The 15,457-nt window shown below is 36.3% G+C and carries 14 protein-coding genes; 12 read left to right on the top strand and 2 right to left on the bottom strand.

Annotated elements, in window-relative coordinates:
• Positions 1-14: 14 nt before the first annotated feature.
• The 3 genes from AC59HZ_RS08415 (at position 15) to AC59HZ_RS08405 (ending at position 2,729) form a co-directional block, all read left to right on the top strand.
• Positions 15-1,727: an N-acetylmuramoyl-L-alanine amidase family protein gene (locus tag AC59HZ_RS08415; protein WP_496545378.1), complete on the top strand. Its 1,713-nt coding sequence runs from the start codon at positions 15-17 to the stop codon at positions 1,725-1,727.
• Positions 1,728-1,998: 271 nt separating this feature from the next.
• On the top strand, positions 1,999-2,229 hold the full coding sequence (locus tag AC59HZ_RS08410; protein WP_496545377.1) for a DUF3951 domain-containing protein: 231 nt from the start codon (positions 1,999-2,001) through the stop codon (positions 2,227-2,229).
• 317 nt (positions 2,230-2,546) lie between these two features.
• On the top strand, positions 2,547-2,729 hold the full coding sequence (locus AC59HZ_RS08405) for a hypothetical protein (protein WP_496545376.1): 183 nt from the start codon (positions 2,547-2,549) through the stop codon (positions 2,727-2,729).
• A 256-nt stretch (positions 2,730-2,985) separates the two neighbouring features.
• On the opposite strand, the gene AC59HZ_RS08400 is transcribed toward AC59HZ_RS08405, so the two are convergent.
• Positions 2,986-5,034 (bottom strand): sigma 54-interacting transcriptional regulator, encoded by a 2,049-nt coding sequence (locus AC59HZ_RS08400; RefSeq protein WP_496545375.1) that lies wholly within the window; start codon positions 5,032-5,034, stop codon positions 2,986-2,988.
• 319 nt (positions 5,035-5,353) lie between these two features.
• Here AC59HZ_RS08400 and AC59HZ_RS08395 point away from each other — a divergent pair, with 319 nt between their 5' ends.
• The 5 genes from AC59HZ_RS08395 (at position 5,354) to AC59HZ_RS08375 (ending at position 9,906) form a co-directional block, all read left to right on the top strand.
• Positions 5,354-6,112: a gamma-glutamyl-gamma-aminobutyrate hydrolase family protein gene (locus AC59HZ_RS08395; RefSeq protein WP_496545374.1), complete on the top strand. Its 759-nt coding sequence runs from the start codon at positions 5,354-5,356 to the stop codon at positions 6,110-6,112.
• A 145-nt stretch (positions 6,113-6,257) separates the two neighbouring features.
• Complete coding sequence (locus AC59HZ_RS08390) at positions 6,258-7,688, top strand: YfcC family protein (RefSeq protein ID WP_496545373.1); 1,431 nt, start codon at positions 6,258-6,260, stop codon at positions 7,686-7,688.
• Positions 7,689-8,075: 387 nt separating this feature from the next.
• The gene (locus AC59HZ_RS08385) at positions 8,076-8,423 is read left to right on the top strand and encodes a hypothetical protein (protein ID WP_496545372.1); all 348 of its coding nucleotides are present in this window, start codon (positions 8,076-8,078) and stop codon (positions 8,421-8,423) included.
• Positions 8,424-8,619: 196 nt separating this feature from the next.
• Positions 8,620-9,399 carry an enoyl-CoA hydratase/isomerase family protein gene (locus AC59HZ_RS08380; RefSeq protein ID WP_496546007.1) on the top strand — a complete coding sequence of 260 codons (780 nt, stop codon included), beginning with the start codon at positions 8,620-8,622 and terminating at the stop codon, positions 9,397-9,399.
• 168 nt (positions 9,400-9,567) lie between these two features.
• Positions 9,568-9,906 carry a hypothetical protein gene (locus AC59HZ_RS08375; protein ID WP_496545371.1) on the top strand — a complete coding sequence of 113 codons (339 nt, stop codon included), beginning with the start codon at positions 9,568-9,570 and terminating at the stop codon, positions 9,904-9,906.
• Positions 9,907-10,305: 399 nt separating this feature from the next.
• Here AC59HZ_RS08375 and AC59HZ_RS08370 read toward each other — a convergent pair whose 3' ends face one another.
• Entirely contained in the window at positions 10,306-11,472 is a 1,167-nt protein-coding gene (locus AC59HZ_RS08370; protein ID WP_496545370.1) for an MFS transporter, read from the bottom strand.
• 581 nt (positions 11,473-12,053) lie between these two features.
• On the opposite strand from AC59HZ_RS08370, the gene AC59HZ_RS08365 reads away from it, so the two are divergent.
• From AC59HZ_RS08365 to AC59HZ_RS08350, 4 genes are all read left to right on the top strand, one after another.
• Complete coding sequence (locus AC59HZ_RS08365) at positions 12,054-13,268, top strand: DUF3298 and DUF4163 domain-containing protein (protein WP_496545369.1); 1,215 nt, start codon at positions 12,054-12,056, stop codon at positions 13,266-13,268.
• A 356-nt stretch (positions 13,269-13,624) separates the two neighbouring features.
• The gene (locus AC59HZ_RS08360; RefSeq protein ID WP_496545368.1) at positions 13,625-14,185 is read left to right on the top strand and encodes a hypothetical protein; all 561 of its coding nucleotides are present in this window, start codon (positions 13,625-13,627) and stop codon (positions 14,183-14,185) included.
• Between the two features lie 110 nt (positions 14,186-14,295).
• Positions 14,296-14,529: a hypothetical protein gene (locus AC59HZ_RS08355; RefSeq protein ID WP_496545367.1), complete on the top strand. Its 234-nt coding sequence runs from the start codon at positions 14,296-14,298 to the stop codon at positions 14,527-14,529.
• 260 nt (positions 14,530-14,789) lie between these two features.
• Positions 14,790-15,227, top strand: a complete 438-nt coding sequence (locus AC59HZ_RS08350) for a VOC family protein (RefSeq protein ID WP_496545366.1) — start codon at positions 14,790-14,792, stop codon at positions 15,225-15,227.
• Positions 15,228-15,457 lie beyond the last annotated feature (230 nt).

The raw sequence follows: 15,457 nt of genomic DNA, 5'->3' as shown, positions 1-15,457 counted from the left end.
GGGGTAAGTATTTTATGGAACAGAGGATCAAGTTGCCTAAATGGATTTTCACTATTTTTGTTATGTTGATAGCCATTCAACTACATAGTACAAAAGGGGAAGCATCTCCGATAATCATTGAAAATCTCAATGTGGATAAAGCGACTATTAGTCTTGAAGACCCGCTTACTTGGAGTATTAAACTAAACAGCCCGGCAAAAAATATTTTGGTTAAATATGTACCGGAAAAATGGGAAGGCATTTATTTTCCATTTAACATAGGTCCGACAAATGAAAATGGGGAAGCATCAAGTACATTCACCATTCCTATTAAAATGAGCAAAGGCACTTGGATTATTAAAGAAATCATCATTGAAACAGACACATCTACCGAAGTTATAAAGAATAGTGCCTTAGGACAGGATGTGAATGCCATTGATTTAAGTGCAGGTAATTTTACCGTGGTTCCTTCTGAGAAACCAATGCTTAAATCCCTAACGGTCGATAAAAAAGAAGGAACAACAGGGGATACCTTTTTATTTAAGACCCGAGTAGAGGATGGAGCAGGAAACTGCGGTTTAAAAGAAGAGATTGTTTATCGTGATCCTTTAAATAATCGCAACTCCATTATCTTTCCGGGGAACTCTTATTGCCGTACCGCTTATGACCCAATTCGTTACCAAACAGCCCAGCTGGAAGTCAGTCCTTTTACTGAGCCGGGATTGTGGAAGGTTGATCATATTACAGTTATAGATGATATTAATCAAACATCGTTAACGATAAACAATAATGCTTTTTATGAGGGGCCGGATACTTTAGATTTAAGCTTTTTGGACCTGCAGATTAACAGGAAGACAGGCTGGATTTGGTGGTATCACGGGGCTAGATATTATATTGACCCTGTTACAGGTCAGGTGAAAACTGGATTGTTCCAAGATAATGGTTATACGTATCTCTTTCATGATGATGGAAAAATGGCAATCGATGAATGGATTGAAATAAACGGAAAATCATATTATTTTGTTAGATGGGGCCAAGAACAAGGTATGGAAGGTACGATGGCCAAGTATGGCTGGACTTATATTGGCGATGATCTTTACTACTTTTTGAATGATGGTCAGCGTATATCAGCTGGCTGGAAAAAGTTAGATAACAAATGGTATTATTTCGATGATCGTGGTATAGCACAGAAGGGCTGGTTCACCAACGGCGGCAAAAAATACTATTTAAATCATGCTATGGTTGTAGGGCTGCGGCAAATTGACGGCCTTTGGTATTACTTTAATAAAGATGGTGCGTATAGCAGCGAGTTTAAGGATGGCTGGAACCAGGGTGAAGGTAAATGGTATTACATGATAAATGGGAAATTTATCATAAATACATTGAAAAAGATTCAAGGGGTAGAGTATTTTTTTGATAAAAATGGTGTAATGGCATCTGCCGCATGGATTAACTCAGGGGATATTTGGTATTACTTTAATGCCAATGGATCTATGAAGAAATCTAGTTGGTTATTATCCGGCAAGGCATGGTACTATCTGGATGGATCTGGGGCAATGAAGACTGGCTGGCTCCAATTGGGAACCACCTGGTATTATCTTGATAAAACCGGAGTGATGACGACCGGATGGAAATTGGTAGGAAGTAAGTGGTACTACTTCTTGTCTTCAGGAAAGATGGTTACCGGCTGGCAAACCATAAATGGAAAGAAATATTATTTCGATTACTCCGGAGCATGGCTTAAATAGTAAAATCTATTTATTACCCATTATTGAAACTATCGAAAAACAGAGTAGATGTCCTAAAAGCAATAACAAAATTAAAATGTCTTTAGAAGTTTCATGTAATCGGCTTTTCTTTTTGCACTAACAGCTGTGATACTTCAATAACGAAGCGTCGCTTTTTCTTATTTAAATAATAAAACGGGTTCGACGTATAAAGAAACCTTTTAGCCATATAAACCGTATTAATAAAAAAAAGCGAAGCAAACGAGATAGTACATTGAAAAGGGGAACATAGATGAGCCCGATTGATATAATGGCAGTAGGTTTTCCAACGATTATTGTAATATTAGTTCTTGTAGGTTTTTTCAAAGTGTTTGTAAAGAAGAAAAGTGTACCACCTTTCTATACTCCATTTGATGAAATAACAGGGCAATCTGAAGTGCAGTTTCACGAAGAACGAGAAATCCTAGCTGATGATGAAGCCCAAGGAGACAAAAAGACAAAGAATAGAAAAAAACAGTTATAAAGTTAATAACATTAACGCAGTTTAAAAACTATCCGTTGTTGGTTGGTATTTAGTATTTTTATTTCCTATATTAAACCCCTATTACTCTTCATTCTTATTAAACAATAGGGTGCTATAGTTAAAGATTAGAGCTGTCAAATTGACGGCTTTTCTTATTGTGGTGCAAAGCAGGATATCGTAACATATCCGGTCTTATTATTTTTTTATTTGGAATATATTCCTTTTGGGGTTTATTGTATTAACGGGGCAGGTTAATTTAAGAAGAAATGATAAAATAAAGAAAAAAGGAGGAATCTGAAATAGTCATACAATCGAATATGTCACCAGAAGGAATAGCTAATGTTTGGGAAAATACGGCAGATGTTTTTAAAAAATACAATATTCCACTTACAAAACAGACTCTAGAGGAAGTGGTTGAAGTGGAACAACTTATTTTACTTCTCAAAGAATTAAATTCTTATGTTGGAAGTTCCTCTTCAACTTGTATAGAAGGCGGCTGACAAATGCCCTCCAAAAGGGAGTAGGTTACTCCTTTTATACATATTTCTATCAACTTTTTCTAAATTATAAATGGAAAATAACCATTTTTAATTGGAATTCGTGAAACCATTAAATGACTTGACGAACAATTTGCAAACTAATATGCAAATATAAAAGCACTCGATGACCGAGTGCTATTTGGTATCTTGATATAATAAAAGATTGGTCCATTACCAGCAAAAAAACTTTGAATTGTACTACACCGATGAAAAGTAATCAAAAGTTACGTTCTAAGTTTATGGTTAGAATTTCTAGACCCTTTCTTGTTAGATTAATTCCTGCCCTCCCTCTTTTTGTTTGCAAATACCCTCGAGTTTTTAGAAAATTCAATCGGTGTCTAACCTGTGCCTCAGATAATTTCATTTCGACTTCTTGGCTCTTTTCAGAAATAATCCTTCTTCCAATGACCTTTCCCTTTTCTTCATAATTCATGATGAGGTTGAGGATGAAAAGTGATTCTTCATCAAGAGCGATTGAAGCTGAATAAAAGGGCGGTATGCTCTCTATCGGATCACTCTCTGTTTTCCATTGTGGAGGTTTTTGAAAATAATGTTGATTAGGCAAATCATTCTTCGTTATTTGGTTTCCGGTACGGACAGCAAGCATATAATCTATGGTATTTTTAAGTTCTCTTACATTTCCATACCATGGATACCCTTGAAGTTCTTCAATTAATACTTGTTCAATTTTGACCTTACGATCTGATAGAGCAACAAAATGTTTAGCCAATAATTCAATGTCATTTCGACGAGCCCTTAATTCAGGAAGGTGTATAAAGAGGACCTTAAGCCTATGGTATAAGTCCTCTCTAAACACATTTTCTCGAATCATTTTCAGTAGATCCTTATTGGTTGCTGCAATAATCCGAACGTCTATGGGGATAATTTGACTTCCACCAACACGCATGATTTCTTTTTCCTGCAATACTCGAAGTAGTCGAGCTTGAAGTTTAAGACTAATATCTCCAATCTCATCCAAAAAAATAGTGCCACCGTTTGCTTGCTCAAACAATCCCATTTTTCCGCCCTTTTTTGCTCCGGTAAACGCTCCGTCCTCATAACCGAATAGTTCACTCTCGACTAAATCATCCGATAAAGCACTAAAGTTAACGGCAAGAAAAGGGCCGCTATTTCGAAAAGAAGCATTATGAATGGCACTTGCAAACAACTCTTTTCCGGTACCACTTTCACCTTCAATTAAAACAGTTAATTCAGTCTTAGCTAACCTTTTGGCAATTTGTTTCGTTTCTTGGATTGTGGAGCTAATCCCAACGATATCATGAAAGTTGTATTTTGCTACGTATCCTTTTTTAACAAATTCTTTTCTCAATTTACGTTCAAACTCAATGGTCTTAAGGGCATTTCTAAAAGTAACAATAATCGATTGATCATTTATATGCAGCCTTTCCACTATCACGTCCAAGCCGTTAACAACAAATATACTGCTTTCTTGTTGCCTATTTGAAAGGATAAAAGTTACCAAATCAATATTATCAATAATGGTATCAATAGGACGACCAATAGCATTTTTGCTTTCTATTCTAAGCATATTTTCCAGGATTTCATTAAAAACGATAATCCTTCCTTTATAATCAATAGCTAGTATCCCATCACCAACACCATCAATAACTTGGTGAAGCTGTCGATGAGCTTTAGCTAGATTCTTCGTTAAATCTACTATTTTTCGATAGTACCTCTCAGAAACATGGTTACCGTATTCCTCCATTAACCCGAATCGCTCCAGAATGGACATAATAGTAGTAATTTCTATTAGTCTATGACCAATATTAATCACTTTTTCTACAAAGTTTGGGATAATTTTAAGTTCACCAGGTGTAATTGCAAGCTTGATTCTTTGTATATTGGTTTTTCCAGGATAGTATGGGATATATTCAATTTGGTTCAGCCCCAATTGACGCATGGATTCTATCGATTCATATACCGTTTCAGGATTATCATTCACATACAGGGCTTGTGTTCCTTCTGGCAAAAATAAGAGTTGGTCCACGTTTTCATAATTTAATGTTCGTTTTGCTATTATTACTTCGCAGTTGTCCCCAATAAAGCCTTTGACCTCTTCTTTAATCACATTAGAAAGTAAAACGATTAATGATGATTGAAATACTCTTGGAATACTTTCTTCTACAGAAAAACTTTCAATATCAATAAAATCACTTACCATTTCCGCTAATTGTTGATGGAGGACTATTCGTGTTTCTTTGAAGCCGGTAATCAATACAATGTGGTTGTTTTCAAATCTGTTCATAGAACACCTCTTTAGTTGAATTTAATTGGTCTAAAGTTGGTTATTCAATTTGGTTATTATATAGCCAAATAATAACCAATTATAATACATATCAACCTAGCAAACACTAGTACAATCACAAATTATCGAAAACGATGGATATATTCATTTGAATTTAAATGTTGGCACGATATTTGCTTATATAAATAGCGTGTAAGGAAATGATGAAATTTTCAGTAATCCACATATTCGATTTCTTTACCATTTGCTAGAAAAAGGAGGATAGGAATAAACAATCACACAGAGAAAGAAAAAGAAACCATTTATGAGGAGAGAGAATATGAAACCACTAATTGGCGTTACCGGGTATTATCTTGACCATAGTGAAGTAGGGAAGGGGGGCCTTCGAGGGCTACCAGGTCAAGATATGGCTATTTTTTCTTATGACTACATCCGTTCACTTCAACGGGCGGGTGCAACGGTTGTGCTTCTTCCAATCGAAGAAGCTGATCGAATCGATTCCTCACTTAACCAATTAGATGGATTGTTATTGGCTGGTGGCACGGATATCAATCCACTTTATTACGGTGAAATTCCCCAGTCATATTTAGGCACTGTAGAGGAAGAGCGAGATAACTTTGAATTGAATCTGGCAAGGCAGGCTTTAGAAAGAGATATTCCTATTCTAGGAATTTGTCGAGGATTACAGGTGTTGAATGTTGCAGCTGGTGGGACTCTTTATCAAGACTTAGAACATGAGATGGGCCCTGACCATTTCCATGTTCGGGAACAGTTTCGTAAATGGCAAGGCTCCCATCCCATAGATCTTCTTGAAGGGAGAAAAATTTATGAGGCTATTGGCCAAAAATCCTTAATGGTTAATTCTTTTCATCATCAAGCTGTGAAAACGCTGGGAAGAGATTTTGAAGTGAGTGCTTGGTCCTTTGATGGTGTGATAGAGGCCATTGAATCCAAAGCGCATCGTTATGTAGCAGCAGTTCAATGGCATCCAGAAATGATGTCGGAAAAGGATGTGCTACAGCAGCGTCTATTTAACCACTTTGTGAATGAAATTAGTAAAAAGGTGGTTATGTCCTAGATTGTTATAAGTAAAAGAATCGATGGAAATCAGTTACCTCTAAAAGATTTAAAGAGTTATTTGTAATATGACAGCCTGGTACGCTCGGCAGTTAAGGTAACCAGACTGTCGTTTGCCAAAAATTTATTGAAAAGGGGAACGGTATATGAGTCAAATGTCAGAAAAAGTAATTCCATTCGAGACAGAAGAAAAAAAGGAAAAAAGAGAACGAAAAATAAACGTATTTGCACTGTTACTTGTCTTTTTAGTCATTGCAACCTTAATTACACATATAATGGCAGCTGGAGAATATACACATGTTGAAAAAAATGGGTATACAACAGTAAATCCAAATTCATTCAAATGGATTGCATCAACGCCGGTTGGATTCTTTGATATGTTAAAAGCCATTCCTTCAGGTATGGTAGAAGCGGCTAATATTATCTTTTTTGTTCTTATTATCGGAGGGTTTTTTGGTGTATTAAAGGCATCAGGTACGGTTGAGGCTCTTGTTTCAACGATGGCAAAAAAACTCGCGAACCGTGAAAAGTTGATGATTCCTATTATAATGCTATTCTTTGCACTTGGCGGATCACTAATGGGGATGGCTGAAGAAACCTTGGCTTATGTACCTCTGTTTATCCCACTGGCTCTTGCGATTGGATTTGATACTATAACAGGAACTGCGATAGTATTGGTAGGGGCTTCTGTCGGATTTACAACCGCAATTATGAATCCGTTTACAGTGGGGCTTGCGCAAGGAATAGCAGGCCTTCCTATGTATTCGGGGATGGGGTTCCGCCTGGTTTTATTCGTAGTCATATATCTTATTGCTGTTACATTCGTCTATCGTCATGCTATGAAAGTAAAGAAAAATCCATCAACCGGAATTTTCGGTAAATTCAACACAAATAGGTCAGACACTCTATTAACAGCGAAAGTAGAGTTAACAACAAGACATAAATGGATTTTAACTGCATTTTTTATCAATTATGTTATTCTTGTACTCGGTGTTATTAAGTACAAATGGTATATAACAGAAATTGCTTCCTTATTTATTATCTTAACTATAATAATTGCAATCCTTGGCAAGATATCTATTGATGATACCGTAGAATCTTTTACAGAGGGATCGGCATCTTTAATCAGCGGAGCTTTAATCATTGGTGTTTCACGCGCCATTCTGGTCGTATTGAATCAAGGGCATATTATAGACCCCTTACTTCACCAAGTATCGGAAGGAATGAAACATATTCCTGCTTTTTTAAGTGTTGTCGGAATGTACAACTTCCAAGCTGCTATTCATTTCATTTTAGCATCAGGTAGTGGCCATGCGATGTTGACAATGCCTGTAATGGCGCCGCTTGCAGATTTATTGCACATTACACGCCAAACAGCAGTATTATCCTTTTCATTCGCGGATGGTATTGGAAATATTATTTTTCCGACAGGTGGAACGCTAATGGCTGGGTTGGCAATTGCAGGAATTTCCTGGACAAAATGGGCAAAGTGGATTCTCCCTTTGATTCTAATTGAATACTCAATCGGTTTAATAGCGGTTATAATTGCTCATGTTATCGGTTATGGTCCATTCTAATATAGGACAGAAGGTTTTTTAGTGGGGACACCGTCTAAGATAAAGGATGTATATAAATTTAATTGGGATCATAAAAAGTTAATTTATTTGGATCGGCAGATGGAAGGTGAAATTTTGACTGTCGTTGACTTTGACATTAATATTTAAGCAATGGTCTTCAACAATCGGGCGCAATTCTGTAGTAAGAATTGTGCTCTTTCTTTATGTTAAGGGCCAGATTGTGGAGGAACCAGTAGGAGTAAGAATACTGATCAAAGATCTTTTGTGAAGTGTATCACTTAAACTAACAGTTTAGTTAAACAAGAATACCTGAACGTAATATTCCGAATAATTCGAAATTTGATTAAAATGGTAAAAATAGCCATTTTTGAAAAGAGGCGTTTTTGGATGGAACAGACGTTAAATGTAATTGCTTTTATACTGGAACTTGGATTTAATGTCTTATTAATTTTTGCTTTATTTAGCCTCAAAGGTAAGATAATTGGCGTTAAAAAACGGTTATCCATTTTAAGTCTTTTTTTAACTATTATTTTCACAATTATTCCAACAATTGGATATCGAGTTGAAAAAGAATCGGGTACTTATTACTTTGGTTTTCCAGCTGATGGATATGTTTATCGTGGTGGAGAGGACTTAACTTTTGCTTCGTTAGGACTTTTATTTAACTTTTTCTTCTTTTATTGGATATTTAAACTTATTTTAAAAATTTGGAAAGCACGAACCATACACAACTAATTACAAATGAATTTCATTCTGTTTATGTCATTCGGTTGGTAAATTATTTGTCATTCATCAAATCAAATGTGACAAGCATTTGAGTAGAGTGTTATATTGTAAATAGTCGGAATAGTTAATTAATAATGCGAAGTAAGGGAAAGAAGGTATCCGAATTAAAAATCAAATTATTGAGGAGGAATAAAAGTTGGAACAAATGATTATCGAAACGAAGGATGGGATTCGTACTCTGACACTAAACAGACCTGAACGTCTTAATGCCGTCAATGATAAACTTAGCTCCGAGATTATCCAAGCAATTAAGGAGGCTTCTGCTGACGATAATGTCCGTGTCATAGTCATTACCGGAAGTGGCCGAGGATTCTGTGCAGGTCTTGATTTGACCGATTACGCGAAGAGAAATCCAGACGCTCAATCTCGTTATCAAAAATTAGATGAATTGGGTTGGGTTGGTCATCAAGCATTGGGGATTGTTCATTGTGATAAGCCAGTTATTGCTGCAATCAATGGGATTGCGGCTGGTGCAGGACTCGCACTAGCTCTGGCTTGTGACATCCGCTTCATTTCTTCTGATGCAAGGGTAACAGCTGGATACATTCGCCGCGGTCTCAGCCCTGATGCGGGAATGAGTTATTTTTTACCGCGGTTGGTCGGGCAGGCAAAGGCTGCCGAATTGATCTTAACCGGTCGGGACATTTACCCTGAAGAAGCAGAACGAATTGGATTGGTGAACGGGATATTCCCTGATGAAGAATTTCAGGAACAGGTGATGGATTTTGCCAGGGAATTAGCGGCAGGACCGCCGGTAGCAATGACGCTTTCTAAAAGATTGCTTGTTGCAAGCCCTGACACTAATCTTACAACGATTTTAAAACAAGAGTACGCTTTTATTAAACAATGTTTTGTTACCAAAGATGTTCAGGAAGGGGTTCAAGCTTTTGCTGAGAAGAGAAAGCCCGTGTTCAAAGGAGAATAGGTAAATTCTTGTAATCAAGTTTGTGAAGAAATGTACTTAAATTATAGGGTTCAAGAGTTAAGAATGGGATGGCTGCGGCGATCCCCTTTTTATTGCACTAAAGAGGCAGTTTAGTGAAAGAAGGAAATATCAGCTACGAAGTGAAATTTATATAACAGAGGTGAGTTAATGAATAAACCATATGAAATTCAACCATTAAGACTATTGGGAGGATGGACAGTAGAGTTTAATTACTTTTATGAATGCGAACCTGATAACGGTGAGGATTATTGTCCCAATTTGATTCAAGATTTATTGCGACTTTCCAATAGTAAGTTTAACCTTATTCTCGACTTGGGTTGGTATCCTGATGGCGATGAAAACGGTGAGTATGAACTAGTATTAATTAAGGATTATAATTGGGAGAAGCCATTAGAGTATTTTAAAAGTAGAAATACAAAAGCCATTGTAGATAAAATAGAATATTGGACAGAATATGGTTTTTTTCAGAAGTTTCTAAAAGGATAATTTGTAATATTCAGGTGTTTATATAAGTCTACTATATTAACGTTTAGTGAAGAAATGCAATTCAACTAACGGGTGCTTGAGTTTAAGAAGGATGGCTGCAGAGATCCTTTAAGAACTATATAAAAAAATATTTAGAAAAATTATTAAATGAAAGATTCGTACATATGAATTTTCAACACAATTCATTAATGGAGCCTTTGGATAAGGTGTCAATTACATCGATTTGTTAATGATTGAACAATTTTGATTATACAGGAGACCAAATATCAACACTGCTCTTTAACAGAACAAAAAAATAGAACAAAAAATAAAAGCGTGGATAAAACCCACGCTTTTAATATTAGGATCAAATCTGATGGTTCTAAATGTGTTTTAAATATTTTTAAAGAACGTAATATTTCATTCATTTTCCAATCTATCATTAGGCAAAAAGAAGGCAAGAATGGAACCAGCTAATGGAAGTAGGGAAAGGATCGTAAAAACGGTAGCTACGCCAAAGGCATCTGAAATGCCACCCATGAAGACAGAACCAATCCCACCAGCTCCAACACCGAATCCAATGGATAGACCAGAAGCCAACCCAATATTTTCAGGTAACATGTGTTGCATATAAACAACACTTACTGAAAAAGAGGAAAGAACGCAAAATCCGAAAAATAACAAATCTATAATGGAGAGTACCCCATGTAGATAGGGAAAGATAATAGCGAAAGGTGTCGCAAGCAACATAGAGGTTACAAGTATACGCTTCATCCCTATCTTGTCCGTCCAAATCCCACCAATGAAAGTACCGAGCGCTCCTGCGCCAACAAAGACAAAACTAAGTATTTCGGACTGTTGGATGGATAAATCATGCAAATAGAAAGGTAAAAAGATGACAACGCCTATTTGGCACCATGAACGTAAAATGATGACGCCACAAAGTATGGTTGCTCCCATTATATTGTTGGTTCCTTTTAATTCTTTTTTACGAATAACATTGGATGACTGTAATTTTTGTCCTAACCATGGAAGGATTTGTCCAGTTAAAAAGATAGAAAGGATGGCGACAGGGATGAGCCAAAGGAGTCCGTGGATTCCCGAATGTGTGACATAAATGGAAACCAGCAAAGGACCGAAAGCTTGTCCAGAATTACCGCCTACTTGAAAAATGGCTTGAGCCAAGCCCTTTTTAGAACCAGCGGCAAGATGGGTCCCGCGAGAAGCTTCGGGATGAAAGGCACCGGAACCAAGTCCTGAAATAGAAATAAAGAATAGTAGCCATGGAAGTGATGGTGCAAGGCCAGTTAGGGCTAGACCCATAATGGAACAAAAAACGCCTGCTGGAAACAACCAAACTCTAGGTTTGCGATCCGCTAACATCCCGAAAAGAGGTTGTGAAACGGATGATGTTAAATACGACAGTAAAACTACTAAAGTAGACTGGGTGTAATTCAAATGAAAAAAATGTTTGTATAATACCACTAAAGCTGGAACCATTCCTGTGGTCACTAAATCATTCAAAAAGTGTGCTCCAGAGAAAGTATAAACAGCTCGACGATAAAGAGGTTCTTCATTTTTGACCATTGGTTGGGGCGCTGTTGCCAACATAAACATCTCCTCTTGATGTAAATAATTTAATTTATATAAGAAATAGTTATTTTATTGTACCACGAGCTTAATTTGTGATTTTCATCTATTTTCCCATAAAGATTAAAAGAAATATTGATTCTAAGAAATTTTCTTTTCTATTAAACAAGGGAGAAGTGCTGCTACAACTCCTTGATTAAAGTCTGAAAATAAATGACCTAAAGATAAAAAGTTCTCTAATAGCTTCATATTCTATCATTTTTTGAGTATATGTCAGATGAATTTAAGTGTAAAGTTCTAGCTAATATTTGTAAAAGAAAAAATCTTAGATAATAATGCTACTAAATTTTTATAGAAATGTGACTACTCTGCAAAAAAAATGTGAAGAAATGTACTTAAACTATCGGGTGCAAGAGTTAAAGAACCGAAGCTGTGATTTTGGCAGCTTTTTTCTTTCCAAAAAGGTAGGATTTTTTATACTAGTCACGTCAATTGATGATAAATAATTTTTAAGGGATTCTAAAAAATGCGGAAAATACTATATTTGTATGGTGATGGATATGAAGGGGAGTGAGTGGATGAAATTAAAGTGGAGCATACCCATTGTTTTGGTTATTTTCTTTGCTGCAGGATGTGGCGATTCGCAAAATACAAAGGCTGATTTAGAACAACAAAAAATAACAGAAAAAAATCAATCCGAACTAACCAGTAATCAAACGAATAAGCCTGCCGTTAAACCAGAAAAACCTAGCGTTCAACCAAAAAACCCCACAATTAAACCGGGCAATACCGCCAATCAACCGGAAACATCTACTCATCAAACGATAAAGATACATGACGAGTCCATTCAAAAAGAAAGCCCGATTATCAACATTATTTATCCACAAATTGATGGCATAAAAGACAAATTGGCACAAGCAGAAATTAATGATACTTTGAAGAAAAAGGCGAACAATGCAGATGAGAGCCAAATGACCAATGATGATCCAAGTACGCCGTCATCGTTCTATTCAAAATACGAAATCACATTCCAAAATGAACATATCATTAGTTTTGTGTATGATCAATATTATTATCTTAGTGGGGCTGCACATGGAATGCCATCGCGAGTTCCTATATTGGTGGATTTGGATAATGGGAAGATTGTTGAACCAAACCAAATGTTTAATGATTCGGATAAAGCAAAACAAACAATTACACAACTCGTCCTAAAAGAGGATGTTTTGCACACGCTTGAAGCTATGGGTGAGTTTAAACAAATAACCTCAGAGGATTTAAAGCAAATTTATCTAACAAAGGAAGGCTTAATTATTTATTTCCCACCATATGAATACGCTTCCTATGCTGAAGGTACCCTTCAATTTCAACTTCCTTTTTCGGATATAAAAGGCATATTAAATGCTGTATTTTTCAATAGTCATGGGATTGATATTTCAAAACCAAGTAACTTAATAACCATTTATGCTTCCGAAGGGTATCATTTTTCTGTTCCAAAAACATGGATTGATCGTTTGGTATTTGAAAGAGCAGATTACGAGGCAAATAATCCTTGGTTTGATGAGGTCAATATATATTACAATTCTTCTGATAAACCGTTATTGTTTAGTATCCATATGTTTGAAAAACAAGTATGGACTTCGTTAAATCCGGAAACGGAAGTAAAATTGGTGGAAGACCATAATATTATTTATTCCTATTCAGTCGGAAAAACCCCACAGACTGATTTACAAGTCAATAATTTCATAAACAACGTAGTTCCCGAAATAATGAAAACATTCAAAATAGATTTCTAAAGATAGAACAGAATAGTTGAAAATTTTTCCAATTTGGAATAATTTTTTTACATTTTACTACTATTTTTACTACTATAACCATCCGGTACATAAATAACAAAAAGATATCCTTTTTGTCGCGCCGGATCATCTCAAAGAAATAAATATTCCGATAACGGAGCAGGTTATTAAAAAAACACTGCTAATGGGGCTTTTGACAAACGAAAAAGTTCCCGTTGATGGCAAAAGATGTAGAAAATATTAAATAAGACGAATCCTATATGTAGTAGGAATTCGTCTTATGTTTATATTGATTTGCTAAATGTCAACATTCCCTACTAGCAGGCTTTTTTATTAAGTGATAATAAATACAAAACGTGTCTTCTATGATTAAGGGTGTTAATACAGTGCTTGATGTGGTGGCCGCGGTTGAGCTGGAAGATGCACTCCCTGTGGTGGATGTGGTTGAGCTGGAAGATGAACCCCCTGTGGTGGGTGCGGTTGAGCTGGAAGATGCACTCCCTGTGGTGGATGTGGTTGAGCTGGAAGATGCACTCCCTGTGGTGGATGCGGTTGAGCAGGAAGATGCACTCCCTGTGGTGGATGCGGTTGAGCTGGAAGATGCACTCCCTGTGGTGGATGTGGTTGAGCTGGAAGATGCACTCCCTGTGGTGGATGCGGTTGAGCAGGAAGATGCACTCCCTGTGGTGGACGTGGTGGAGCTGGAAAATGTACTGGGTATGGTGGGTATGGAAGTGGAATGCCATGTGCTCCAAAACCGAGACCAGGAAAATAACCATAACCTGAGCCTGGTCCACCCAGACCAAAGCCTGGATAAACTCTTTCATCTGTTGGAAAAGCAATATAATATTCATTTTTATATGGAATCACAATTATCCTCCTCAATTCATTTTACTTTAGAGCATATTCATTCCTAGAAGAAAGGTCTTGGGTGATTGACCTAAATTATTATTATTTGTGTGATATATGCAGATTTTAATAATAATTAATGTATTAATAAAGATTCTCATTGGGTGATGAAAGATGAATGTCATTATTGTTTTTTTTAGCCGTTGTTTTATTTCTTATTGGTTCTTATCTAGGGAAAAAAGGAAATAAGAAAGAACCGTTTTGGGAATCTCTATATGAAGTAATCGGAAATATATTTGTGTGGGAATTACCTGTTTTCTTTACATTGAAGGCTTGGGCAGTTTTTTTGTGGTTGATTGGAATTATTCTGCTAATAATCCTTTTAATTGCAAAAATTAGCAATTGGTTATGATTCTTATTAACGGGTTCTTACTCAACTAACGGGTGCAAGAGTTCAAGATGGATCGCTGCCGCGGTCTTTTTTAACTTGTTGTGCTAACGAAGAAGGATAGTTCAAGAAGGAATATTCGATACTCTAAACGAATGATACAATATATTTATCTATTTTTATTGGAGGGAATGATGGATTGTTTCGTAATAATCGTCCCTTTGTTAATACTGGATTTGAATACAGGATTTTGCAAAATAACAGGAACATAGGAGGTATGAAATTTGAAGATCCAAAGAATAGATCATGTGGGTGTAATCGTAAATGATCTCTCTGCCGCTAAAGAGTTTTTTCTCGATTTTGGACTTGAGGTGAAAGGGGAATGGGAAATGGAAGGAGAGTTGATGGGGTATGCAGTTGGGCTTAATGACGTTAAAGTAGCGTGTGTAGGATTGGGAACGCCAGACGGTCAGACATGGATAGAGCTAATCAAATTTTATTCGCCGTCAGATGAAAAAGATATTCAGCAACCCTTTGCAAATACATTGGGTATCCGACATATTGCATTTACTGTTGAAGATATTGAAGCTCTGGTTGCCAAATTGAAAAAGAAGGGTACGGAAATCTTTAGTGAGATACAGCAATATGAAGAAAGTTATAAATTATGCTACGTTCGCGGTCCAGAGGGAATTATTTTGGAGTTAGCTGAGGAAATTAAATAAGTAATGTTAATTAAAATGAAAGTACGACTCTTTGTTACTTTCTATTTTTTTAGTTTGTGAAGAAATGTACTTAAACTAACAGGTGCTAGAGTTAAAGTTCCAGCTGCCATTTTGGTGGCTTTTTCTTATTCAGCTAATGCTAATGGAGCAGTGTAGCATTCCTGTAGATCGTTAAATATCAGGTTTGAAAAAAATAGAGCCCCTCAGTAAGATACGAGTATAGAGACCAA

The sequence above is a fragment of the Neobacillus sp. DZ-9 genome, assembly GCF_059587065.1.
Note: the sequence above shows the minus strand (reverse complement) of the source record. Positions and strands in the feature narration are given on the sequence as shown.

Bases quoted from the DNA above. Each gene is read 5' to 3' on its own strand.
- AC59HZ_RS08410 (WP_496545377.1), top strand. From the start codon at position 1,999: ATGAGCCCGATTGATATAATGGCAGTAGGTTTTCCAACGATTATTGTA.
- AC59HZ_RS08395 (WP_496545374.1), top strand. From the start codon at position 5,354: ATGAAACCACTAATTGGCGTTACCGGGTATTATCTTGACCATAGTGAA.
- AC59HZ_RS08415 (WP_496545378.1), top strand. From the start codon at position 15: ATGGAACAGAGGATCAAGTTGCCTAAATGGATTTTCACTATTTTTGTT.
- AC59HZ_RS08375 (WP_496545371.1), top strand. From the start codon at position 9,568: ATGAATAAACCATATGAAATTCAACCATTAAGACTATTGGGAGGATGG.
- AC59HZ_RS08355 (WP_496545367.1), top strand. From the start codon at position 14,296: ATGTCATTATTGTTTTTTTTAGCCGTTGTTTTATTTCTTATTGGTTCT.
- AC59HZ_RS08370 (WP_496545370.1), bottom strand. From the start codon at position 11,472: ATGGTCAAAAATGAAGAACCTCTTTATCGTCGAGCTGTTTATACTTTC.
- AC59HZ_RS08400 (WP_496545375.1), bottom strand. From the start codon at position 5,034: ATGAACAGATTTGAAAACAACCACATTGTATTGATTACCGGCTTCAAA.
- AC59HZ_RS08405 (WP_496545376.1), top strand. From the start codon at position 2,547: ATGTCACCAGAAGGAATAGCTAATGTTTGGGAAAATACGGCAGATGTT.
- AC59HZ_RS08385 (WP_496545372.1), top strand. From the start codon at position 8,076: ATGGAACAGACGTTAAATGTAATTGCTTTTATACTGGAACTTGGATTT.
- AC59HZ_RS08380 (WP_496546007.1), top strand. From the start codon at position 8,620: ATGATTATCGAAACGAAGGATGGGATTCGTACTCTGACACTAAACAGA.
- AC59HZ_RS08390 (WP_496545373.1), top strand. From the start codon at position 6,258: ATGAGTCAAATGTCAGAAAAAGTAATTCCATTCGAGACAGAAGAAAAA.
- AC59HZ_RS08365 (WP_496545369.1), top strand. From the start codon at position 12,054: ATGAAATTAAAGTGGAGCATACCCATTGTTTTGGTTATTTTCTTTGCT.